Source organism: Rubrivivax sp. JA1055, from assembly GCF_020966565.1.
Taxonomy (GTDB): Bacteria; Pseudomonadota; Gammaproteobacteria; order Burkholderiales; family Burkholderiaceae_C; genus Rubrivivax; species Rubrivivax benzoatilyticus.
Genome location: NZ_JAJKFP010000006.1, coordinates 995,452 through 1,016,638 on the forward strand (window position 1 = coordinate 995,452; position 21,187 = coordinate 1,016,638).

Genomic DNA, 21,187 nt, shown 5'->3' on the forward strand with positions numbered 1-21,187 from the left:
TCAGGGCAGCGGCGTCACGCCCTCGGCCGGCCGCAGCGCTGTCAGCGGCGCCACGCCTTGCACGTGGATCGACAGACCCGTCTGCTTGGCGGTCTGCTTGGCGCGCGCCGCGGCGCTGGCGACATCGGACGCGCTGCGGAACAGCGTGCCGGCCGCGACCTCGACGACGCCCATGTAGACCGAGACGAAGCCGAAAAAACGTTCGACGCCGTGGCGGTCCTCGGCGCGGATGCCGCCGGCGGCCTGCGCGTCCGCGTCGTACAGGCCGATCGCGGCGGCGTCGAAATCGGCCACCATGCGCTCGCAGCGTGCGCGCCAGTCGGCGCTCTGGAACAGGATGACGAAGTCGTCGCCGCCGACGTGGCCGACGAAGTCGCGCCGCGGGTCGGCATGGGCCTGGATCGTCGCCGCCAGCAGCTTGATCATGCGGTCGCCGCACCAGTAGCCGTAGTGGTCGTTGAAGGGCTTGAACTGCGCCAGGTCGGCGTAGCAGGCGACGAAACTCGCGCCGGCGGCCTGCAGGCGCTCGATGTGCTCGCTGATCGGGCTGTTGCCGGGCAAAAAGGTCAGCGGGTTGGCGTGGCGCGCGGCCTCGATGCGGCTCTCGGTCACCTGGCGCACCAGCTGCTGGCCGGTGCCCAGGCCGCGGTAGCGGCCGTTCTCGACGTAGACGAATCCTTCGCTCAGGTAGCGCTGGTCGGGCGAGGTCAGCAACTCGGCGAGCTCGTCGATGCCGGCGTTGACGTCGACCAGCGTCGGCTCGGTGTTGGCGAAGGCCAGGCAGGGTTTGCGCCCGCAGACCTCCTTGAAGTAGAGCTTGGCGTAGCGGTCCAGGCACTGCTGGCGGCCGACCAGCGCCACCGGGCGCTCGCCGTCGACGAGCGCGATGGCGTGCCATTCGGGGTGCGCGGTGAACATCGCGACGACCTGGTCGTTGCTGGCGTCCAGCCCGACCGGCGGCACCTCGACGATCTTGGCCTGGCTCAGCCGGCGCGGCAGCGGCGCGGTGCGTTCGGTGGGCAGCACGGCGATCTGGCGGTCACCCAGCACCGACAGCGCCTCGGGCTCAGGGGCGGCGCGCGGCGACGCCGCCGGGCGGCCGAGCAGGTAGCCCTGGGCCAGCGGACAACCCAGGTCGCGCAGCGCGCGCAGGTCTTCCTGCGTCTCGACCCCCTCGGCGACGAGCATCGTGCCGAAGGTGTCGGCGATCTGCATCAGCGCGCGCAGCGTGCGCAGCCGCTTCGGGTTCTGCGCGATGTCGCGGCTGAAGTACTTGTCGATCTTGACGACGTCGGGGTTCAGTTCGGACCACAGCCGCAGGCTGGAGCGGCCGTCGCCGAAGTCGTCGAGCACGAAGCTCATGCCGGCGCCGTGCACGCCGTCGGCGATCTCGACGAGCAGCGGGATGTCGGCGACACGTTCGTGCTCGGTGATCTCGAAGGCCACGCTCTGCGGGTTGACGCCCCAGCGCTGCACGCTGTGGGCGATGTCCTGCGCGCTGCGCCCGGCGAAGCAGCGCACCAGCGCCGAGGCGCTGATGTTGATGAACAGCCGCCCGGCCTGGCGCATCGCCGCCCAGCGCTCCAGCGCCAGCACGACGCAGGCGACCTCGAACTCCTGCAGCAGCTCCTCCTGGCGCGCCTGCGCCAGCAGCGCCTCGGCGCCGTGCAGCGCGGTGCCGCGCGGCCCGCGCACCAGCGCCTCGTGGGCGTGGATGCGGCCGTCGGCCAGCGAGACGATGGGCTGGAAATGGATCTCCAGCGCCCGTTCCAGCATCAGGCGCGCCAGGGGCCGGGAGGTGTCGCCGAGATCGAATTTCATCGGGTCGGATACCGGTTTGGAGTGGCCATGGAACAGCGGCAGCGCGCTCATTCGACGTCTCCCTGGCTGCCCGCGCCGGTGCGAAAGCGCGCCACCGTCGCGACCAGCTCGCGGGCCTGGCGCTCGAGCTCGGCGGTGGCCGCGGCGGTCTGCTCGACCAGCGCGCCGTTGTGCTGCGTCGCGCTGTCTAGCGCCTGCAGCGCGGCGACCACCTGGCGCACCTCATGGCCCTGGCGTGCCGCGCCTTCGGCGATCGTCGCCACCAGCGCCCGCGCCTCGCCGGCCTCGCCGACGATGGCCTGCATGTGCTCCCCCGCACGGCGCACGACGGCGCTGCCGGCGCGCACGCCGTCGACGTTCTCGCCGATCAGGCCCTGGATCTCGCGCGCCGCGTCGGCCGAGCGCCGCGCCAGCAGGCGCACCTCGGCGGCGACGACGGCGAAGCCGCGCCCCTGCTCGCCGGCGCGCGCCGCCTCGACGGCGGCGTTGAGCGCCAGCAGGTTGGTCTGGAAGGCGATGCCGTCGATCGTGTCGACGATGGCCGCGATGCGCCCGGCCGAGGCGTCGACGCGCGCCATCGTGCGCACCGCCTCGTCCATCGTCTGCTGGCTGACGCGCGCGGCCTGGACATAAGCGTCGGCCGCCACGGCGGCGCGGCCCGAGCGCTGCTCGCCGTCGGCGGCGTCGCGGCCGATGCGCTCCAGCGCGGCATGCGTGTGCTGCAGGCCGGCGGCGGCCTGCCCGCTGCGCGTGGACAGATCGCCGGCTCCGGCGGCGATCTCGCGGCCGGCACGGGCCACCGTCTCGGCGGCGGTGCGCACCTGCTCGACGACCGCGCGCAGCGACTCTCGCGCCGCGGCGGCGCTGCGCTGCAGCTCGGCGGCCTCGTCGCGGCCGGCTGGCAGCGGCGCCGGGCGCAGGTCGCCCTGCGCGATGCGGCCGAGTTCCTGGCCGACGGCGGCGAAACCCGACTCCAGCGAGCGGGCGAAGCAGACGAAGAGGTAGGCGGCGAGCAGCAGCGCGCCGGCCAGCAGCGCAGCATGCAGCGCGCTGCGGCGCGCCAGCTCGGCACGGCGCTCGGCCAGCCGCGCATCGACCGCCGGCAGCGCCGAGGCCGCCTGCTGCCACAGCGTGTGCAGCGCGGCGCGGCCCTGGGCGTAGACCTCGTCGGGCGTGAAGGCGTCGCGCACCAGCGCCGAGACGTCCGCAGCTTGCACGAATGCGGCGGCCGGCGAGGCGGCCTGGCCGGCGTCGGCCAGCGCCGCCGTCGCCCGCGCCTGCCAGGCAGCCTGGCGCTGGTACTGCGCCGGCTCGTCGAGCGCGCCGCGCACCACGCCGTGCACCGCCCAGCCCCACAGCGAGGCGCTGTCGGCCGCGGCGCGCGGCAACGCCACCAGCGCCCGGCGCACCGGGTCGGCGACCTCGGGGTCGGCGTCGTGCGCCAGCTCGCCCTGGCCCAGCAGCGCCGGGATCAGCGCCGCGGCCTCGGTGGCCGCGGCATCGGCGGCGTCGGCCAGCGCCGGGTCGGCCGCCGCCTCGGCCGGCAAGCTGCCGAGCCGGCCACGCAGCTTGCCCAGCGACGGCGCCGCGGGCGTGTCGCCGAGCGCCGCAGCCGCGCCGCGCGCCTGCGCCAGCGCCTGGCGATAGTCGGCCGCCGCGGCCTCGTGGCCGGCGGCCACGGCACGCGCGGCGCCTTGCAGCGTCTGCACCGCCTCGGCCAGCGGCAGCAGCTGCGTGGCGACGGCCAGCGCATCGCGTTCGGCCTGGGCGGCCTGCGCCTGTTCGAGCCCGGCGCGCACCAGCGCAGCGCCGGTGACGAATGCCGGCGCCAGCAGCACGGCGCAGATGACGGCGGCCTTGGCACGCAGGCGCAGCGGGCCGAACAGACGCATGCCGAGAGACCAGAGGCCACCGGTCGACGATCTCGGGGCTCGCGGGCCGCGCGTGGACGGGACGACGGAATCAGGAAACGAGGTCATGGCAGCCGGCCGCGCGGCCGGTCGTCGGGAAAACGCCAGGAATATCGGCGAAAACCCCTAGGAAGTTAATCAGCGAAACTCAAGAAAACAGCTGAAATATCGCCCCGGAGGTCATCAAAGAGTCATGTTCAGGCGACATGAAGGGCACCAAAATAAACCTTCAAGATATCGTCATGAAATTGCCATGAAAATCTGCGAGGAGATTCAGGCAACGACCTCGGGTTCGGCCAGCACGCCTTCGACGCGCTGCACGAAAAGCGCCGCACGGTCCTGCCCGGCGGCTTCGGCGATGCGCCCGGCGCAGTCGCCCAGCCAGCGCTCGAACGAGGCTTCGTCCTGCACCTCGCGCCAGGACTCACGCAGCTCGGCGTCGCGCCCGGCCAGCATGCGCGCCGCCAGGTCGATGGCGAACATGCGCGCCGCGGCCAGGCGCCGGCGCGCGGGCGTGGCGTCGGCCGGCGGCGGCGCGGCAGGCGCGGCGTCGGCGATCCAGCCGTCGGCGGCCAGGCGTTCGATCAACGCGCAGCCGTCCAGGCCCAGGCCGGCGGCCAGGGTCAGCAGCTCGGTTTCGCTGCGCCGGCCGTCGACGGTGATCAGCCACATGCGCCAGGCCGGCGGCATGGCGGCGCGGTCGTTCAACAAACGGCGCGACAAATCGGTCTTGCGCCAGCGGCGGCCTTTGCGTTCCATGGCGTGGGGCAGGCGGACCGGCGGAGAGCAGCCCGTGGCGCGAGTATTCCCGGCGATTCGTGTCAAATCGTGACAGCGGTAGCCAGTGGCGCGATTTCAGTTCCGGCGCCTGAAGGCCGATCACCGGGCATGACGAATGGCAGCGAGAGCCGGGCCCCGGGGAGGGCACGATGAACGTCCAGATGTCCACGGTGACCGCCAGCGCCGGCAGCGGCAGTTCCGATGCCTCGCTGAAGTCGCGCATCCAGGCGCTGCTCAAGCAGATCACGACGCTGTCCAAGCAGCAGCAGGAGGTCGTGCACTCGGAGCTGCCGGCCAAGGACAAGCAGAAGCAGAGCGAGCTGCTGCAGGCGCGCATCGAGGCCGTGCAGGCGCAGCTCGCCGAGCTGTACCGCCAGCAGGCCGAGCAGGCGCAACGACGCCAGGCGCAGGGCCGCGGCGACGGGCAGGCCCGTGTCCCGGGCACCGAAGGCGCCGCCGCGGCGGCACGGCCCGGCAGCAGCACCGCCACCTCGTCGCTGATCGCGGTGGCCTGACCGGGCACACGGCAAATCCCCTCGACGGGCGGCCCGCATACTCGGCGGCACCGAGTTGCGGACGAGGACGCCCGATGAGCCTGAACAGCCAGCTGACGATCGATCCCGCGGCCTTCGCCGAAGAGCTTCGCTACGTGATGGCCGGGCTGCGCGAGGTGCTGCACGAAGCCGGCGAACCGGCGCTGGCGCAGGCCCTGCCCTGGGCGGACGAGGCTGCAGTGGTGGTGCCCGAGGACCTGCCCGCCGAACGCCTGGTGCAGGCGCTGTCGATCGCCTTCCAGCTGCTGGGCATGGTGGAGCAGCGTGCGGCGGCACGTTTCCGGCGCGGCGTCGAATGCGAACGCGGGCTGGCCGCGCTGCCGGCGCTGTGGGGCGACACGCTGGCGCAGCTGCGCGACCGCGGCGTGCCGGCACCGGCGATCGCCGCGGCACTGCGCGAGCTGCGTGTGGAGATCGTGCTGACCGCCCACCCGACCGAGGCCAAGCGCGCCACCGTGCTGGAACACCACCGCACGCTGGACAGGCTGCTGGAGCAGCGCGCCCGGCCGGGCTGGACGCCGCCGGAGCAGGCCGCGATCCGCGAGCAGATCCTGGCGCTGCTGATGACCTTGTGGCGCACCGGCGAGATCTTCCTGGAGAAGCCCGACCTGGCCTCCGAGCGGCGCAACGTCCTGCACTACCTGCGCTCGGTGTTCCCGGCGGTGCAGCCGCAGACGGACCTGCGCCTGCGCCAGGCCTGGCACGACGCCGGGCTGGACACCGCGCTGCTGGGTGGCGCCGACGCGCTGCCGCGTTTCGTCTACGGCACCTGGGTGGGCGGCGACCGCGACGGCCATCCGCTGGTCACGGCCGAGGTCACGCGCACGAGCTTCGCCGAACTGCGCGCCCAGGCGCTGGACCTGCTGCGCAAGCAGTTGCAGGCGCTGGTGCGCCGGCTGAGCCTGTCCGACCGCCTGCAGGCGCCGCCGGCCGCGCTGCTGGCCCGCGTCGAGGCCACCGCCGCAGCGCTCGGCGAGGCGGGCGCCGCGGCGCTGAAGCGCAACCCCAACGAACCCTGGCGCCAGTGGGTGAACCTGATGCTGGCGCGGCTGCCGGCCGGCGGCGCCGGTTACGCCGGCCCGGCCGAGCTCGACGCCGACCTGGCGCTGCTCGAGGATTCGCTGCACGCGGTCGGCGCGCGGCGCATCGCCGAGCAGGCGGTGGCGCCGCTGCGGCGCGTGCTGGCGACCTTCGGCTTTCACCTCGCGACGCTGGACGTGCGCCAGAACAGCCGCTTCCACGACCTGGCGCTGGGCCAGCTGCTGGCCGCCGCCGGGTTCGCCGAGCACCGGGTGGTCGACTGGGACGAGACGCGGCGGCGCGCGCTGCTGGACGCCGAGCTGGCGTCGCCGCGGCCGTTCACGCGGGCGCGCAGCGGTGCCGGCCTCGGCGCCGAGGCCGACGCCGTGCTCGACTGCTACCGCGTGCTGGACGAGGAGTTCCGGGCCCACGGCCCGGCCGGCATCGGCGCGCTGATCGTCAGCATGACGCGCAGCACCGCCGACCTGCTGGTGCTGCACCTGTTCGCGCGCGAGGTCGGCCTGCTCGTCGACACGCCCGAGGGCCCGGCCTGCCCGATCCCGGTGGTGCCGCTGTTCGAGACCATCGAGGACCTGCAGCGCAGCCCGGCGATCCTGGCCGAGCTGCTGGACCACCCGGTCACGCGGCGCAGCCTGGCGCTGCAGCAGCGCCAGGGCGGCGAGCCGCAGCCGGTGCAGCAGGTGATGGTCGGCTACAGCGACAGCAACAAGGACGGCGGCCTGCTGGCCAGCTTCTGGGCGCTGTACCGCGCACAGGCGGCGATGAGCGAGGTCGGACGGCAGCGCGGCGTGCGCATCCGCTTCTTCCACGGCCGCGGCGGCACGATCAGCCGCGGCGCCGGCCCGACGCACCGCTTCCTGAAGGCCATGCCCGCCGGCGCGCTGGGCGGTGACCTGCGCCTGACCGAACAGGGCGAGGTCATCGCCCAGAAGTACGCCGACGGCGTGACCGCGGCCTACCACCAGGAGCTGCTGCTGGCCGGCACGGCGCGCAGCCTGCTGCTGGACCGCCACGCGCCGGCAGGTGCGCATCCGCTCGAGGCGACGATGGACCGGCTGGCCGCCTGGAGCCGCGACAGCTACCGGGCGCTCGTCGGCGCCGAGGGCTTCCTCGCCTTCTTCCGCCAGGCCACGCCGGTGGACGCGCTGGAGGAGAGCCGCATCGGCTCGCGGCCGTCGCGGCGCAGCGGCCAGGCGACGCTGGCCGACCTGCGCGCCATCCCCTGGGTGTTCAGCTGGAACCAGTCGCGTTTCCTGCTGCCGGGCTGGTACGGCGTGGGCAGCGCGCTGGAGCGGCTGCTCGCCGAGGACCCGGCGGCCTTCGCGGCGCTGGAGCGCGAGCTCGTCGCCTGGGCGCCGCTGCACTACGTGCTGAGCAACGCCGCCACCAGCCTGGCGACCACCGACCGCGAGGTGATGGGCTGGTATGCGGCGCTGGTCGACGACGCGGCACTGCGCGAGACGATGATGAGGACCATCGTCGGCGAGCACGAGCGCACCGGCCGCCTGCTCGAGCGCCTGTACGGCGCGCCGCTGGCCGAGCGGCGGCCCAACATCCACGCCATGGTGCAGGTGCGCGCCGAAGGGCTGCGTGTGCTGCACCGCCAGCAGCTCGCGCTGCTGCGCCGCTGGCGCGCCGCGCGCGAGCGCGACCCGGCCGAGGCCGCGACGCTGGCGCCGCAGCTGCTGCTGACGGTCAACGCGATCGCCGGCGGGCTGGGGTCGACCGGCTGACGCGGGGCGCCGGCGGCGCGCAGGGCCGATAATGGCGGGGCCAACAGCGCCCGCGCCCCTCCGATGCCTTCCGCCACCCCCAACCGCCGCCCGTGCCGTGCCTGCCTCCCGGCCGGTGCGCTCGTGGGCCTGGCGCCGGGCGCGATGCGCGTCGGCCGCGCGCTGGCGGCGCTGCGCTCCTACGGATCTCCGGCCGTGCCCTCCGCGGCCGTGCGCGGACTTCGGCCCACCGTCCAGGCCTGAAGTCCACGCACGGCGGGCCGGCAGGGCCCTGCCCTGCATCGAGACCGCAGGTCGAGGGGCGCATGGCGCCCGCCAACAGCCTCCGCACGCCCGCGTGCGCCGGGGCCGCCTCCCGACCTCCCCCCGTTCGCACGCGGCGCCGCCGCGTGCCTCGACACGAGGTTGTGCAGATGGAGATCTCCACGACGGCCCTGCGGGCCAAACGTTCCTGCGCCAGCGGCTACCGCTGGTTCGCCCGGCGCTTCACCAGCGCCGCCGAATACCTGAAGGTCATCGACGCGCTGGTCGACGACGGCCGCGTCGACGACGCCTGCTGGCTGATCGACCGCTTCGGCCCGGTCGACACGGTGCGCGTGCTCGACGAGCTGTCGGCCCCGGCCTTCGCCTTCCCCGGCTCGCTGCAGGTGCGCCACGGCGTCGACGTCGACACCGTGCTGCGTGTCGGCGGCTCGCTGAGCGCCGGCGGCGGCGTGCGCGCCGGCACGCTGCTGGTCGTCGACGGCGACCTGCGCTGCGGCGGCGGCCTGCAGGCCGAGCGGCTGCGCTGCGGCGGCGACCTCGTCGCCGGCTGGAGCGTCGAGGCCCACGGCAGCCTGGTCTGCCGCGGCGACCTGCGTGTGCAGGGCGACCTGGGCTGCGTCGGCGCGCTGACGGTCGGCGGCACGCTGGTCGTCGCCGGCGACCTGGAGGTCGGCGGCCACGCCGACTGCGGCAAGAGCCTGCGCGCCGGCGGCCACGTCGTCTGCGGCGAAGGGCTGAAGGTCGGCCACGGCGTGCAGGCCGCGGGCGACGTGCGCAGCGGCGTGCACCTGGACGCCGGCTGGGGCGTGGTGGCCGGCGGCGACATCGTCGCCGAGGGCGCGATCCGCGCCGGCGAGAGCCTGGTCGCCGGCGGCGAGGTGCGCAGCGGCGACGGCTACGGCGTGCACGCCGGCTCCAGCGTGCGCCGCGAAGCGTGGTCGTCCTGCGGGCGCGTGGTCTCGCGCACCCGGCCCGGCGAGCTGCGCAGCGGTGCCTGGTTGCCGGCGGCGGAGGGCGCATGAGCGCCGCCTTGGCCGTCTGGCCGCCTTGGCCGCGGCTGGAGCTGCGCATCGACGTCGACCCCGACGAGGCCCGGCTGGAGCAGGAGCTCGATACGCTGCAGCGCCGCCTGCGCCGGCCCGGCGACACGCTGCACGGCATCGCCAGCGAGCCGGCGGCACAGCCGGGCTTCCGCCTGCACTGGCGCGAGGCCGACGGCGAGCTCTACGTCTACGTCGAGGACGTCGTGCGCCAGCGGCTGGCCGGCTACACGGTGTTCAACCGCCTGATCGAGCTGGACACACGCGCCGACCGCCATCTGCGTGCGCCGCACTCCAAGTACCGCGCCGGCTACCGCCGCCGCGGTCTGGCGACCGCGGTCTATCGCCGCAGCCTGGACGCGGGCTGCTGCCTGATCACCGGCGCCCGCCAGTCGGCCGGTGCGCACGCGCTGTGGCGGCATCTGGCGCGGCACTACCCGTTGCGCTACGTGCAGCTGCGCGACCGCGAGCTGCGTGCGCTGGGCGAGCGTGTCGACCCGGCGCTGCACGACGAGCTGCACACCCGCATGCTGCTGCTGGGCCGCGGCTGGGACGAGGCCCGGCTGGCCGCCGAGGCCGGCCTGCTGCACCCGCCGGAATGAAGCCGGTGGCGGCGCCAATCCGGCACGCGGCGCGCGGGCATGCGTTGCCCGCGCGCGCCCCCTCGGCCGATACTGGCGCCATGGTCTCGCCTGCCCGCCCCGCCTTCGCCGCCGCCACTGCGCGCGGTGCCGCGGTGCGCGGCGCACCGACGGCGCGCAGGTGCCGCGTCCGGGAGCCCTGGACCCCGGCAGCACTTCCCCGGGCCCGGCGATAGCCCTCCACCTCAGCTTCAGCACACCTCTATCGCCGGGCCGGACCGTGCGTCCCGCGGCCCGCCGGCCGCGCCCTCGAGGGAGTTGCCGATGCCATCCGCCGATATCGCCGAGCGCCGCGCCCGCGCGCTCGACTTCGCCCGTGCCCCGTCCCCGGGCCCGGAACCCGTTCCTGCCGCCACCGGCGCACGCTGGCCGGTCGCGCTGCGCTCGATCACCGTCCTCGGCGAGCTGTCCGAGGCGTCCGAGACCGCGCTGCAGCGTGCCGCCGGCCTCGCCGCGGCGCACGGCGCGAGGTTGCGGCTGCTGGGCTGGGCCGGCCGCGGCGACATCTCCGACGGCCTGCTGCGGGCCCGCCTGAGCCGCATGGCACGCCGCGCGGCACGGCGCAGCCAGGTCCCGGTCGAACTCGGCGACACGCCGATGCGCGGGCTGCGCGAGGTGCTGGGCCAGCTGGGCGGAACCGACCTCGTCGTGACGGCCAACCGGCGCTCCGACGGCCTGGCGTCGTTCTGGCGGCCCAACCCGGCCGTGCGGCTGGCCGGCGTGCTGCCGGTGCCGCTGCTGGTCGTCAACGAGCCCTGCGGGCTGCCGTACCGGCAGGCGCTGGCCGCCGTCGACCTGCAGGCCGAGCCCGAGCGCGTGGCGCGCTGGGCCGCCGCGCTGGCCGGCGACGGCGAGCTGGCGCTGCTGCACGTGCTGCGCCAGTGGCGGCCGGGCAAGCTGCGCCACGGCGAGGACGGGCTGCGCTGGCTGGAGCTGGACCTGCGGCGCCGCGCCGCGCAGCTGCAGCGTGTCGCCGACACGCTGCAGCCGCAGACCGATCGCCTGCGCGTGATGCTGGCGCTGGGCGACGACGTCGCCGCCGAGATCCTCGTGCGCCGCCCGGCCGAGGGCGGCATGCTGGTGGTGGTGGGCCGCTCGACCGAGGCGCCGTGGCTGGACGCGCTGCTGGGCAGCGTCACCCGCAGCGTGCTGCGCGCCTCGCCGCACGACGTGCTCGTCGTGCCGGTCGGCTCGCCGCTGACGGAAGACGCGCAGATCGGCCGTTAGCAATCCGGCCGGCGGCGCGCCGCCAGGAAAAAAGCCGCCAGGTCTCGCGACTTGGCGGCTTTCTCTTTGCGGCCTTGATCAGGCGACGCTCGGTCGTTTGGCGGAGTCGGAGAGAGCCGAATGACGATGCCGGCAAGCGACTTTTCGAGGTTCTTGGCCGCTCCCGCCGGGCGTCCCCACACGCACGGCCCGACCGTCCTTGTCCAGGCTTTCAGCCGTCGCCGCCCAGTATCGCGATGATGTCTTGCCGGTCGCCGAGCAGGCGAACGACGTCGACGTGGTCCTCGGCCTCGAGGTAGAGCCACTGCAGCGGAAATCCGGCCACCCGCCACGAGCGGAGCCCCGGGATCTCGCACAGCAGGCCCAGGCGCGGCGACCCCAGCCCCGGCATCCGCTGGATCGGAACGAGTGCCTCCAGTGCCGCGTCGAAGACGCGCTCGCCGAGAGCGCGGCCGCCTTCCCGAGCGTAGTGCCCGGCCACCTCGACAAGATCAAGCTCCGCGCGCGGACGAAGCCTCGCGGGCTTCAACGCGAGTCACCCAGCGCTCGACGCCGCAGCTCGAGCGCCCGCTCTGCGGTCAACACCTCGCCGCGCCCGGAGCTCAGACCTTCCTCGATCAGTTCACGCAGCCGCTTCTTGGCCTGCTCCTCCTGGTCGCGGCGGATCAGCTCCCGCAGGTACTCGCTCGTGTTGCCGAACTGCCCCGAGCGCACGCGCTGATCCACGTACTGCCGCATCGCTTCCGGCAGAGCGAAGCTCATGGTGTTGCTGCTCATGGACGCATCGTCGGCGCACTATCAATAGTTGTCAACATGGTGACCTTGCGCCTGATGCGAGGGGCGCCACGGCATCCGCAACAAGCTCGCGGGAAAGAAAAAAGCCGCCAGGTCTCGCGACTTGGCGGCTTTCTCGTTGCAGCCTTGTTCAGGCTGCGTTTGTTCGCTTGGCGGAGTCGGAGGGATTCGAACCCTCGATGCAGGTTTTGCCCACATACTCCCTTAGCAGGGGAGCACCTTCGGCCACTCGGTCACGACTCCGGCGAAGAGGCGGCATTCTAGCCGCACTTTTCAAGATTTTTTAAGCACCCTCTGCAGGCTGGTCGAGATCGAAGGCCTTGTGCAGCGCGCGCACCGCCAGTTCCATGTACTTCTCGGCGATCACGACGCTCGTCTTGATCTCGCTGGTGCTGATCATCATGATGTTGATGCCCTCTTCGGACAGGGCACGGAACATCGAGCTGGCGACGCCGACGTGGCTGCGCATGCCGATGCCGACGATCGACACCTTGCAGATCTTCGGGTCGCCGATGACCTCGGCAGCACCGGTGGCCGGGGCGACCTGGTTCTTCAGCAGGTCCATTGCGCGCGGGTAGTCGCCGCGGTTGACGGTGAACGAGAAGTCGGTCTTCCCGTCGTGCGAGACGTTCTGGATGATGACGTCGATGTCGATGTTGGCGTCGGCCACCGGGCCGAGGATCTGGTAGGCGATGCCGGGCTTGTCGGGCACGCCCATCACGGTGATCTTGGCCTCGTCGCGCGTGAACGCGATGCCGGACACGACGGCTTGTTCCATCTTCTCGTCTTCCTCGAAAGTGATCAGCGTTCCCGAGCGGGCTTCTTCGGCGATGTCGATGTCCCAGGGCGTGAAGCTGGACAGCACGCGCAGCGGCACGCGGTACTTGCCGGCGAACTCGACCGAGCGGATCTGCAGCACCTTGGAGCCGAGGCTGGCCATCTCGAGCATTTCCTCGAAGCTGATGGTCGCCAGGCGGCGCGCCTCGGGCACGATGCGCGGGTCGGTGGTGTAGACGCCGTCGACGTCGGTGTAGATCAGGCACTCGTCGGCCTTCAGCGCTGCGGCCACGGCCACCGCCGAGGTGTCGCTGCCGCCGCGGCCCAGCGTCGTCACGTTGCCCAGGTCGTCGATGCCCTGGAAGCCGGTGATGATGACGACCTTGCCGGCGGCGAGGTCGGCGCGCACGCGCTCGTCCTCGATGCTGCTGATGCGCGCCTTGGTGTAGGCGGTGTCGGTGTGCACCGGCACCTGCCAGCCCGAGTAGCTGACCGCCGGCAGGCCCTCGGCCTGCAGCGCCAGCGCCAGCAGGCCCACCGAGACCTGTTCGCCGGTGGCGGCGATGGCGTCGAGCTCACGCAGCGCCTCGGGCGTCATCGTGGCCGGTTGCAGTTCCCTGGCCAGGCCCAGCAGGCGGTTCGTCTCGCCGCTCATCGCGGACGGCACGACGATCATCTGGTGGCCGGCGCGGGCCCACTTGGCCACGCGCTTGGCGACGTTGCGGATGCGCTCGGTCGAGCCCATCGACGTGCCGCCGTATTTGTGAACGATCAGTCCCATGGATCGGTAACGAGCGAAAACGCGCGATTTTAGCGGGCCGCGCGGGCTTTCCCTTGCGGGAAGATGACGCCGGATTCAGGCCGGCCGCCAGAACAGCGCCAGCTGCGCCTCGCCGGCCGCCGCGCGGCAACGTGCGTCGATGCCCAGGCCGGGCACGAAGACGAGTTGCTCGCCGCTGAAGACCAGCGGCCCGGCGCGGTCCCAGGCGGCGACGCGCCGGGCCTGGAACTGCTTCTTCAGCGCGCGTGGCGTCGCACGCGGCGCGGCCTGGAAGGACTCGCCGCCCTGGCGTGCTCGCAATTCGGCGGCGCGCAGCCACGACGGCGAGACGCCGCCCTCGGCGACGGCCTTCACCTCGAGCACGCCGCCCCAGGACGGCAGCTCGACGAAACGCGGCGACGACAGGTCCAGCGCCACGGACTCGGGCGCCACGGCCTCGGCCGCCTGCGGTGGCACGTACACCAGCCGCGCGTCGTGCAGGCGCAGCTCGCCGCCGGGCGCCGGCCAGCGGGCGCAGGCGACGGCCGGCAGTTCGTCGGCCAGGCGCCGCACCAGCGACTCGGGCACCGGCCGGGCGAGCACCGACTGCAGCCAGCGGCGCAGCACAGGCGCGCGGTAGGTCTCGGGCAGCCGCCGCCAGCCGGCGACGTCCAGCGCGCCGTCGCCGTCACTCAGTGCGACGAGCTCGGTGTCCGCCAGCACCCGCAACGCCGCGGCCGCTTCTGCGGCGCGGCGGGCCGACGCGGCGAGCTGCTGCTCGGCCTCGGGGAAAGCCGCCAGCAGCGCCGGCCAGACCTGGCGGCGCAGACGGTTGCGCGAGAAGGCCTCGTCGTCATTGCTTTCGTCGTCGACCCAGCGAAGCCGGTGGCGGCGCAGATAGGCCTCGATCTCCTCGCGCGGACGGTCCAGCCAGGGACGCGCCCAGACGAGACCGTCGCGCTCGGCGCGGCGCGGCATCACCGCCAGCGCCTCGGCACCGCCGCCGCGCAGCGCCTGCAGCAGCAGCGTCTCGGCCTGGTCGCGGCGGTGCTGGGCCAGCAGCACCAGATCGCAGCCGGCGGCCTGGGCCATCGCCGCCAGCGCGGCGTAACGCTCGCGCCGTGCCCAGGCCTCGACGCTTTCGCCGCGCGCCGGGGCACCGGCCAGGCGCGTCGCATGGAAGTGCAGCGGCAGACCGGAACGTGCCCAGCGCGCGCACTGCGCACGCAACTGGGCGAGCCAGGTGTCGGCAGAAGCGACGAGGCCGTGGTGCACGTGCAGCGCGTGCACCTCGACGCCGAGTTCACGCGCGGCGCGGGCCGTGGCGTGCAGCAGCGCGGTGGAGTCGCGGCCGCCGCTGGCGGCCACCGCCACCGCGGCGGGCAAGGTCAGCGCTCCTTGGTGTCGCTGAAGCGGCCGTAGGACTGCAGGCGCTCGTAGCGGCGGTCCAGCAGCTCCTTCGGCTTCAGGTCGACGACCTGACGCAGCGCGTCGTTGAGGCCGCGCTTGAGCTGCGCCGCCATCCACTTCGGATCGCGGTGCGCGCCACCGACCGGCTCGTTGACGATCTTGTCGACCAGGCCCAGCGCCTTCAGGCGGTGGGCGGTGATGCCCAGCGCCTCGGCGGCGTCGGAGGCGCGTTCGGCGGTCTTCCAGAGGATGGAGGCGCAGCCTTCGGGCGAGATCACCGAGTACACCGAGTACTGCAGCATCAGCACCTGGTCGGCGACGCTGATCGCCAGCGCGCCGCCGGAGCCGCCTTCGCCGATGATCGTCGTGATGATCGGCACCTCCAGGCGCGCCATCTCGAAGATGTTGCGGCCGATGGCCTCGGACTGGTTGCGCTCCTCGGCACCGATGCCCGGGTAGGCGCCCGGCGTGTCGACGAAGGTGAAGACCGGCAGGCCGAACTTCTCGGCCAGCTGCATCAGGCGCAGCGCCTTGCGGTAGCCCTCGGGGCGCGACATGCCGAAGTTGCGCGCCGTGCGCTCCTTGGTGTCGCGGCCCTTCTGGTGGCCGATGACCATGCAGGCGTTGCCGTTGAAACGCGCCATGCCGCCGACGATCGACTGGTCGTCGGCGTAGTGGCGATCGCCGTGCAACTCCTGGAAGTCGGTGAAGATCTCCGCGACGTAGTCCAGCGTGTACGGCCGCTGCGGATGGCGCGCGATCTGCGTGACCTGCCACGGCGTCAGGCTGGAGTAGATCTCCTTCGTGAGCTGCACGCTCTTGTCGGCCAGACGGTCGATCTCCTCCGAGATGTCGACCGCGGACTCGTTCTGCACGAAGCGCAGCTCGTCGATCTTGGATTCCAGCTCGGCGATCGGCTGCTCGAACTCGAGGAAATGGCGTTTGCTCATGCGTCTACTCGCAATCTGACGGACGACTCACCAAGCGGCCGCCGCGGATCCGGCTCCGCCGGTCCGCTGGCGGCGCCCCCCTGGGGGGGAGCGCCGAAGGCGCTTCGGGGGGGGAGCCTAATAACTCACGGGCAGCGGATCCAGGCTCCGCCAAATATACCAAGTGGCCACCGAGCGGTACGGTGCCCACGCCTCGCCGACCTCGCGCGCCTCGGCACGCGACACCGGCTCACCGCTGAAGTAGTTGAGGCTGATGCCCTTCAGCAGGCCGAGGTCGTCCAGCGGCAGGACGTTCGGTCGCATCAGGTGGAAGATCAGGAACATCTCGGCGGTCCAGCGGCCGATGCCGCGGATCGCGACGAGTTCGGCGATGATCGCCTCGTCGTCCATCTGCTGCCAGTCGGCCACGTGCACGGTGCCGTCGACAAAGTGGCGCGCCAGGTCGAGCAGGTACTCGGTCTTGCGCGCCGACAGCCCGGCGGCACGCATCGTCTGCGGGTCCAGCGTGTTGACGGCCTGCGGCGCGAGGTGCGTCGCCGGGCCTTCGACCAGCGCGGCGAACTTGTTCCACACCGACTGAGCGGCCTTCACCGAGATCTGCTGGCCGACGATCGAACGCGCCAGTGTCGTGAAGGCGTCGCCGCGGCTTTCCAGCCGGGCCTCGCCGAAACGCGGGATCAGCTTCTTCATCACCCGGTCGCGGCGCGACAGGTGGCGGCAGGCGTCGTCCCAATAAGCCGGCGTGACGGCAAGGATCTGATCGCGAGGCGACATCCGGATCAGGCCCTCACCCAGGTCGTGCCCTGAGGCGTGTCCTTCAGCTCGACGCCCTGCGCAGCGAGTTCGGCACGGATGCGGTCGGCATCGGCGAAGCGGCGCTCGCGCTTGGCCGTGGCACGCGCCTCGATCTGGCGCGCGATCTCGGCATCGTCGACACCGGTACCGGCCTGCAGGAAGGCGCGCGGCGCCTGCTGCAGGATGCCGAGCACGGCGCCCAGCGACACCAGCAGCCGGGCCGTCGCCGCGTCGCGGCTGCGGTTGAACTCGTTGGCCAGATCGAACAGCACGGCCAGCGCGCCCGGCGTGTTGAAGTCGTCGTCCATCGCCGCCTTGAAGGCGGCGGCGCGCGGGTCGCTCCAGTCGACCTCGCCGGCCACGGCGTCGGCACCGTCCAGCGCGGTGTAGAGACGGCGCAGCGCGGCACGCGCTTCGTCGAGCAGCGAGTCGGCGAAGTTGAACGGGCTGCGGTAGTGCGTGCGCAGCATGAAGAAACGCACCGTCTCGCCGTCGAACTTCTTCAGCACGTCGGCAATGGTGAAGAAGTTGCCCAGGCTCTTGGACATCTTCTCGTTGTCGACGTTGAGGAAGCCGTTGTGCAGCCAGTAGTTGACGAACGGATGACCGAAAGCGCCCTCGCTCTGCGCGATCTCGTTCTCGTGGTGCGGGAACTGCAGGTCCATGCCGCCGCCGTGCAGGTCGAAACGCTCGCCCAGCAGCGCGCAGCTCATCGCCGAGCACTCGATGTGCCAGCCCGGGCGCCCGGCGCCGAAGGGGCTGTCCCACTTCGCTTCGGCCGGCTCCTCGGGCTTGGCCGACTTCCAGAGCACGAAGTCCAGCGGGTCTTCCTTGCCACCGGCCACCGCGACACGCTCGCCGGCCCGCAGCTCGTCGAGCGACTTGCCCGAGAGCTTGCCGTAGCCGGGGAACCGCCGCACGGCGAAGTTCACGTCGCCGTCGTCGGCGCGGTAGGCCAGGCCGTTGCGCTCGAGCCGGCCGATGATGTCGAGCATCTGCGGCACGAACTCGGTGGCGCGCGGCTCGTGCGTCGGCGGCTCCAGGCCGAGCGCGGCAAAGTCGCGATGCATCGCCGCGACCATCTCGTCGGTCAGCGCGCGGATGCCGACGCCGCGCTCGAGCGCGCGGCGGATGATCTTGTCGTCGATGTCGGTGATGTTGCGGACGTAGGTGACCTCGTAGCCGCTGGCCTTCAGCCAGCGGTAGACGACGTCGAACGCCAGGTTCATCCGCGCGTGCCCCATGTGGCACAGGTCGTACACCGTGATGCCGCACACGTACATGCGCACACGGCCGGGCTCGAGGGGAACGAAGGTCTCGAGGCGGCGCGTCAGGGTGTTGTGGAGGCGGAGCGTCATGCAGTCGGAATTCTTCGGTGGGGCGCGCCGATACAATCTTTCAGTATAGCGGGCCGACCTTCGCGGCCTGCCCTCCAGACCCCCTGCCGCCGATGCTTCGTGTCCTGATCGCCGCGCTCGCGCTGAGCGCCGCCGCCCTCGCGCACGCCGACGAGTCGAGCGAGGCCCAGCGGCTGCTTCAAGGCGGCCAGCCCGAGGCGGCGCTGGCGCGCGCCGAGACGGCGCTGGCCCAGCGCCCGAACGACGCGGCGCTGCGCTTCACGCGCGCCGTCGCGCTGATGGACCTGGGGCGCGACGCCCAGGCGCTCGAGGCCTTCGAGCGCATGACCCAGGACTACCCGGAACTGCCCGAGCCCTACAACAACCTGGGCCTGCTGCATGCCCGCGCCGGGCGGCTGGACGAGGCGCGCGTCGCGCTCGAGACCGCGCTGCGCAACGACCCGTCGCACCACCTCGCGCGCCGCAACCTCGGCGACGTTCTGCTGCGTCTGGCCCTGCAGTCCTGGGAGGCGGCCGACGCCGCGTCGCCGGGCGACCCGGGGCTCGCGCAGCGCATCCGCATCGCCCGCGAACTGGCGGCGAGCCCCCGCTGACACCGGGCCCCGCCACCGGCTCCGGCCGGCGCCGCTAGACTCCGCGCACCCCGAAATCGAGGCCTTCCATGCTCCGCCACGCCAAGCTGTTCGCCTTCGCCGCCGCCGCGGCGCTGGCCTCCGTGCCCGCCTTCGCGCAGACCGTGCGCCTGGCCACCAGCGCCGGTGACATCGTCGTCGAACTCGACGCCGCCAAGGCGCCGAAGACCGTCGACAACTTCGTCCAGTACGTCAAGGCCGGCCACTACGACGGCACCATCTTCCACCGCGTGATCCCGGGCTTCATGGTCCAGGGCGGCGGCATGAAGCCCGACCTGAAGGAGAAGCCGACGCGCAAGCCGATCGCGCTGGAAAGCCGCAACGGCCTGTCCAACGCCCGCGGCACGCTGGCGATGGCGCGCACGATGGTGCCCGACTCGGCGACCGCGCAGTTCTTCATCAACGTCGCGGACAACAGCTTCCTCGACCAGCCCAACGCACGCGACGGCAACGGCTACGCCGTCTTCGGCCGCGTGACCGCGGGCATGGACGTCGTCGACAAGATCGTCGCGACGCCCACCACATCGTCGGGCCCGCACCAGAACGTGCCGGTCACGCCGGTGATCATCCGCAAGGCCACCCTGGAGAAATGACATGAGCAAACAAGTGCAGTTCGAGACCACCGCCGGCACGATCGTCATCGAGCTCGACGACGAACGCGCCCCGGTGACGGTGGCCAACTTCCTCGACTACGTGAAGAAGGGCCACTACGACGGCACGATCTTCCACCGCGTCATCAAGGGCTTCATGATCCAGGGCGGCGGTTTCGAGCCGGGCATGAAGCAGAAGCCCACCGGCGCCGGCATCGAGAACGAAGCCAAGAACGGCCTGCGCAACCTGCGCTACACGCTGGCGATGGCGCGCACCTCCGACCCGCACTCGGCGAGCGCCCAGTTCTTCATCAACACCAACGACAACGGCTTCCTCGACAACGACCGCGCCCAGGACGGCTGGGGCTATGCCGTGTTCGGCAAGGTCGTGTCGGGCACCGAGGTCGTCGACCTGATCGAGCGTGTTCGCACCGGCCGCAAGGGCTACCACGACGACGTGCCGCTGGAAGACGTGCGCATCGACCGCGCCACCGAGGTCGCCTGATGTCCGACGGCAGCGCCGAAGGCGTGGCGGCGCTGCCCGCGTTCTTCGAGTTCGAGGCGCCGCGCGAGTGGCGCACGATCGACCTCATCTCCGACATCCACCTCGCGCCGTCGCTGCCGCGCACCGTCGAAGCCTGGCGCGCTCACCTGCTGCACACCCCCGCCGACGCGGTGTTCATCCTCGGCGACCTGTTCGAGACCTGGGTCGGGGACGACGTGCGGCAGCGGCCGTTCGAGGCCGGCTGCGCCGACGTTCTTGCCGAGGCGGCCAGCCGCCGAGGCATCGCGTTCATGGCCGGCAACCGCGACTTCCTGGTCGGCGCGCGCCTGCTGCGCGAAACAGGCGTCATGGGCCTGGCCGACCCGACACTGCTCGACGCCTGGGGACGGCGTGTGCTGCTGATGCACGGCGACGCGCTGTGCCTGCAAGACCGCGACTACCTCGCCTTCCGCGCCCTGGTGCGCGACGAGCGCTGGCAGCGTGACTTCCTCTCGCGGCCGCTGGACGAACGGCTGGCGATCGCCGCCGACATCCGCCGCCGCAGCGAGGCACGCCAGGACGACGCCTCGCGTCATGCCGACGTCGACGCCGCCACGGCGGTGGCCTGGATGCATGCCGTCGGCGCCGCCGAACTGGTGCACGGCCACACCCATCGCCCGGGCAGCGAAACGCTGGCCCCGGGCTACCGCCGCCACGTGCTCACCGACTGGGATCTGGACGATGCTCGCGCCCCGCGTGCCGAGGTGCTGCGCCTGACGCGCGACGGTTTCCAACGTGTTCCGCCGGCCACGGCGGCCGGCGCCTGATGTGGCAGCGCCTGCTGGGGCGGCTGCGCGAACGCCGCGACGACGCCGCAGTCGCGCGCCGGCCGATCCCCGACGATCTGTGGAAACGCACGCTGGGGCGCTACCCGTTCCTGAAGCGCCGTGATCCCGAGACCGCGGCCGCACTGCGCCGCCTGACCAGCCTTTTCCTGGACCGCAAGGAGTTCAGCGCCCAGCCCGGCGTGCGCCTGACCGACCACGTCGCGGTCGCGGTCGCAGCGCAGGCCTGCCTGCCGGTCCTGCGCCTGGGGCTCGAGGCCTACGACGGCTTCGTCGGCATCGTGCTGCACCCGGACCAGGTCGTCGCGCGCCGCTCCACCGTCGACGAGGACGGGGTCGTGCACGAGTACGACGAACTGCTGTCCGGCGAGGCGATGGAAGGCGGCCCGGTGATGCTGTCCTGGCAGGACGTGCGTGCCGCCGGCCGCAGCGCCGCCGACGCCTACAACGTCGTCATCCACGAGTTCGCCCACGTGCTCGACATGGCCGACGGGGTCGCCGACGGCGTGCCGCTGCTGCCGCACAATCTGCCGCGCAGCGAGTGGGTCGCCGTGCTGGACGCCGACTACGAGGCCTTCTGCCGCCGCGTGGACGCCGAGGAGGACACCGCGCTGGACCCGTACGGCGCGCAATCGCCCGACGAATTCTTCGCCGTCGCCAGCGAAGCCTTCTTCGTCGCCCCCGAGGCGATGAAAAAAGAACACCCCGTGTTGTACGGGGTGTTCGTTCGCTACTACCGGCAGGACCCGGCGGCCGAGGCCGCCTGATCGGACACGAGCG

20 protein-coding genes and 1 tRNA gene are annotated in these 21,187 nt (G+C 72.5%); 10 read left to right on the forward strand and 11 right to left on the reverse strand.

Annotated elements, in window-relative coordinates:
* The 3 genes from LOC65_RS13965 to LOC65_RS13975 all read right to left on the reverse strand — a co-directional run bounded on the left by LOC65_RS13965 (nucleotide 1) and on the right by LOC65_RS13975 (nucleotide 4,490).
* Nucleotides 1-1,872 (reverse strand): phosphodiesterase, encoded by a 1,872-nt coding sequence (locus tag LOC65_RS13965; protein WP_230247907.1) that lies wholly within the window; start codon nucleotides 1,870-1,872, stop codon nucleotides 1-3.
* The gene (locus LOC65_RS13970; RefSeq protein ID WP_230247908.1) at nucleotides 1,869-3,713 is read right to left on the reverse strand and encodes a methyl-accepting chemotaxis protein; all 1,845 of its coding nucleotides are present in this window, start codon (nucleotides 3,711-3,713) and stop codon (nucleotides 1,869-1,871) included. The genes LOC65_RS13965 and LOC65_RS13970 overlap by 4 nt, the downstream gene beginning before the upstream one ends.
* Before the next feature lie 291 nt (nucleotides 3,714-4,004).
* Nucleotides 4,005-4,490 (reverse strand): hypothetical protein, encoded by a 486-nt coding sequence (locus LOC65_RS13975; RefSeq protein WP_230247909.1) that lies wholly within the window; start codon nucleotides 4,488-4,490, stop codon nucleotides 4,005-4,007.
* A gap of 170 nt (nucleotides 4,491-4,660) precedes the next feature.
* Between LOC65_RS13975 and LOC65_RS13980 the strand changes: the two genes are divergently transcribed.
* The 5 genes from LOC65_RS13980 to LOC65_RS14000 all read left to right on the forward strand — a co-directional run bounded on the left by LOC65_RS13980 (nucleotide 4,661) and on the right by LOC65_RS14000 (nucleotide 11,011).
* The gene (locus tag LOC65_RS13980; RefSeq protein WP_230247910.1) at nucleotides 4,661-5,026 is read left to right on the forward strand and encodes a FlxA-like family protein; all 366 of its coding nucleotides are present in this window, start codon (nucleotides 4,661-4,663) and stop codon (nucleotides 5,024-5,026) included.
* A gap of 74 nt (nucleotides 5,027-5,100) precedes the next feature.
* Nucleotides 5,101-7,839 (forward strand): phosphoenolpyruvate carboxylase, encoded by a 2,739-nt coding sequence (locus LOC65_RS13985; protein ID WP_230247911.1) that lies wholly within the window; start codon nucleotides 5,101-5,103, stop codon nucleotides 7,837-7,839.
* A 413-nt stretch (nucleotides 7,840-8,252) separates the two neighbouring features.
* Nucleotides 8,253-9,125: a hypothetical protein gene (locus tag LOC65_RS13990; protein ID WP_230247912.1), complete on the forward strand. Its 873-nt coding sequence runs from the start codon at nucleotides 8,253-8,255 to the stop codon at nucleotides 9,123-9,125.
* Nucleotides 9,122-9,745, forward strand: coding sequence for an N-acetyltransferase (locus LOC65_RS13995; protein WP_230247913.1), 624 nt, complete (start codon nucleotides 9,122-9,124; stop codon nucleotides 9,743-9,745). The genes LOC65_RS13990 and LOC65_RS13995 overlap by 4 nt, the downstream gene beginning before the upstream one ends.
* Before the next feature lie 303 nt (nucleotides 9,746-10,048).
* A complete protein-coding gene (locus LOC65_RS14000; protein ID WP_230247914.1) occupies nucleotides 10,049-11,011 on the forward strand; it encodes a universal stress protein in 963 nt (320 codons plus the stop codon).
* A 211-nt stretch (nucleotides 11,012-11,222) separates the two neighbouring features.
* On the opposite strand, the gene LOC65_RS14005 is transcribed toward LOC65_RS14000, so the two are convergent.
* The 8 genes from LOC65_RS14005 to cysS form a co-directional block, all read right to left on the reverse strand.
* On the reverse strand, nucleotides 11,223-11,540 hold the full coding sequence (locus tag LOC65_RS14005; protein ID WP_230247915.1) for a type II toxin-antitoxin system RelE/ParE family toxin: 318 nt from the start codon (nucleotides 11,538-11,540) through the stop codon (nucleotides 11,223-11,225).
* Entirely contained in the window at nucleotides 11,537-11,788 is a 252-nt protein-coding gene (locus tag LOC65_RS14010; RefSeq protein WP_009857311.1) for a type II toxin-antitoxin system ParD family antitoxin, read from the reverse strand. Before LOC65_RS14010 ends, LOC65_RS14005 begins: the two co-directional genes overlap by 4 nt.
* 168 nt (nucleotides 11,789-11,956) lie before the next feature.
* Nucleotides 11,957-12,049, reverse strand: a tRNA-Ser gene (locus tag LOC65_RS14015).
* Between the two features lie 40 nt (nucleotides 12,050-12,089).
* A complete protein-coding gene (locus tag LOC65_RS14020; RefSeq protein WP_009857310.1) occupies nucleotides 12,090-13,364 on the reverse strand; it encodes an aspartate kinase in 1,275 nt (424 codons plus the stop codon).
* Between the two features lie 75 nt (nucleotides 13,365-13,439).
* Complete coding sequence (gene tilS, locus LOC65_RS14025) at nucleotides 13,440-14,729, reverse strand: tRNA lysidine(34) synthetase TilS (RefSeq protein ID WP_230247916.1); 1,290 nt, start codon at nucleotides 14,727-14,729, stop codon at nucleotides 13,440-13,442.
* 2 nt (nucleotides 14,730-14,731) lie between these two features.
* Nucleotides 14,732-15,703, reverse strand: coding sequence for an acetyl-CoA carboxylase carboxyltransferase subunit alpha (locus LOC65_RS14030; RefSeq protein ID WP_009857308.1), 972 nt, complete (start codon nucleotides 15,701-15,703; stop codon nucleotides 14,732-14,734).
* A 117-nt stretch (nucleotides 15,704-15,820) separates the two neighbouring features.
* Entirely contained in the window at nucleotides 15,821-16,477 is a 657-nt protein-coding gene (locus LOC65_RS14035; protein WP_310736930.1) for a DNA-3-methyladenine glycosylase, read from the reverse strand.
* A gap of 5 nt (nucleotides 16,478-16,482) precedes the next feature.
* Nucleotides 16,483-17,856: a cysteine--tRNA ligase gene (gene cysS / locus LOC65_RS14040; RefSeq protein WP_230247917.1), complete on the reverse strand. Its 1,374-nt coding sequence runs from the start codon at nucleotides 17,854-17,856 to the stop codon at nucleotides 16,483-16,485.
* A gap of 92 nt (nucleotides 17,857-17,948) precedes the next feature.
* Here cysS and LOC65_RS14045 point away from each other — a divergent pair, with 92 nt between their 5' ends.
* From LOC65_RS14045 to LOC65_RS14065, 5 genes are all read left to right on the forward strand, one after another.
* On the forward strand, nucleotides 17,949-18,449 hold the full coding sequence (locus LOC65_RS14045) for a tetratricopeptide repeat protein (protein ID WP_230247918.1): 501 nt from the start codon (nucleotides 17,949-17,951) through the stop codon (nucleotides 18,447-18,449).
* A 68-nt stretch (nucleotides 18,450-18,517) separates the two neighbouring features.
* Nucleotides 18,518-19,081 carry a peptidylprolyl isomerase gene (locus LOC65_RS14050; protein WP_009857304.1) on the forward strand — a complete coding sequence of 188 codons (564 nt, stop codon included), beginning with the start codon at nucleotides 18,518-18,520 and terminating at the stop codon, nucleotides 19,079-19,081.
* Nucleotide 19,082: 1 nt separating this feature from the next.
* The gene (locus tag LOC65_RS14055) at nucleotides 19,083-19,583 is read left to right on the forward strand and encodes a peptidylprolyl isomerase (protein ID WP_009857303.1); all 501 of its coding nucleotides are present in this window, start codon (nucleotides 19,083-19,085) and stop codon (nucleotides 19,581-19,583) included.
* Nucleotides 19,583-20,389, forward strand: coding sequence for a UDP-2,3-diacylglucosamine diphosphatase (locus tag LOC65_RS14060; RefSeq protein WP_009857302.1), 807 nt, complete (start codon nucleotides 19,583-19,585; stop codon nucleotides 20,387-20,389). Before LOC65_RS14055 ends, LOC65_RS14060 begins: the two co-directional genes overlap by 1 nt.
* Entirely contained in the window at nucleotides 20,389-21,174 is a 786-nt protein-coding gene (locus tag LOC65_RS14065; RefSeq protein WP_230247919.1) for a zinc-dependent peptidase, read from the forward strand. Before LOC65_RS14060 ends, LOC65_RS14065 begins: the two co-directional genes overlap by 1 nt.
* Nucleotides 21,175-21,187: the final 13 nt, after the last annotated feature.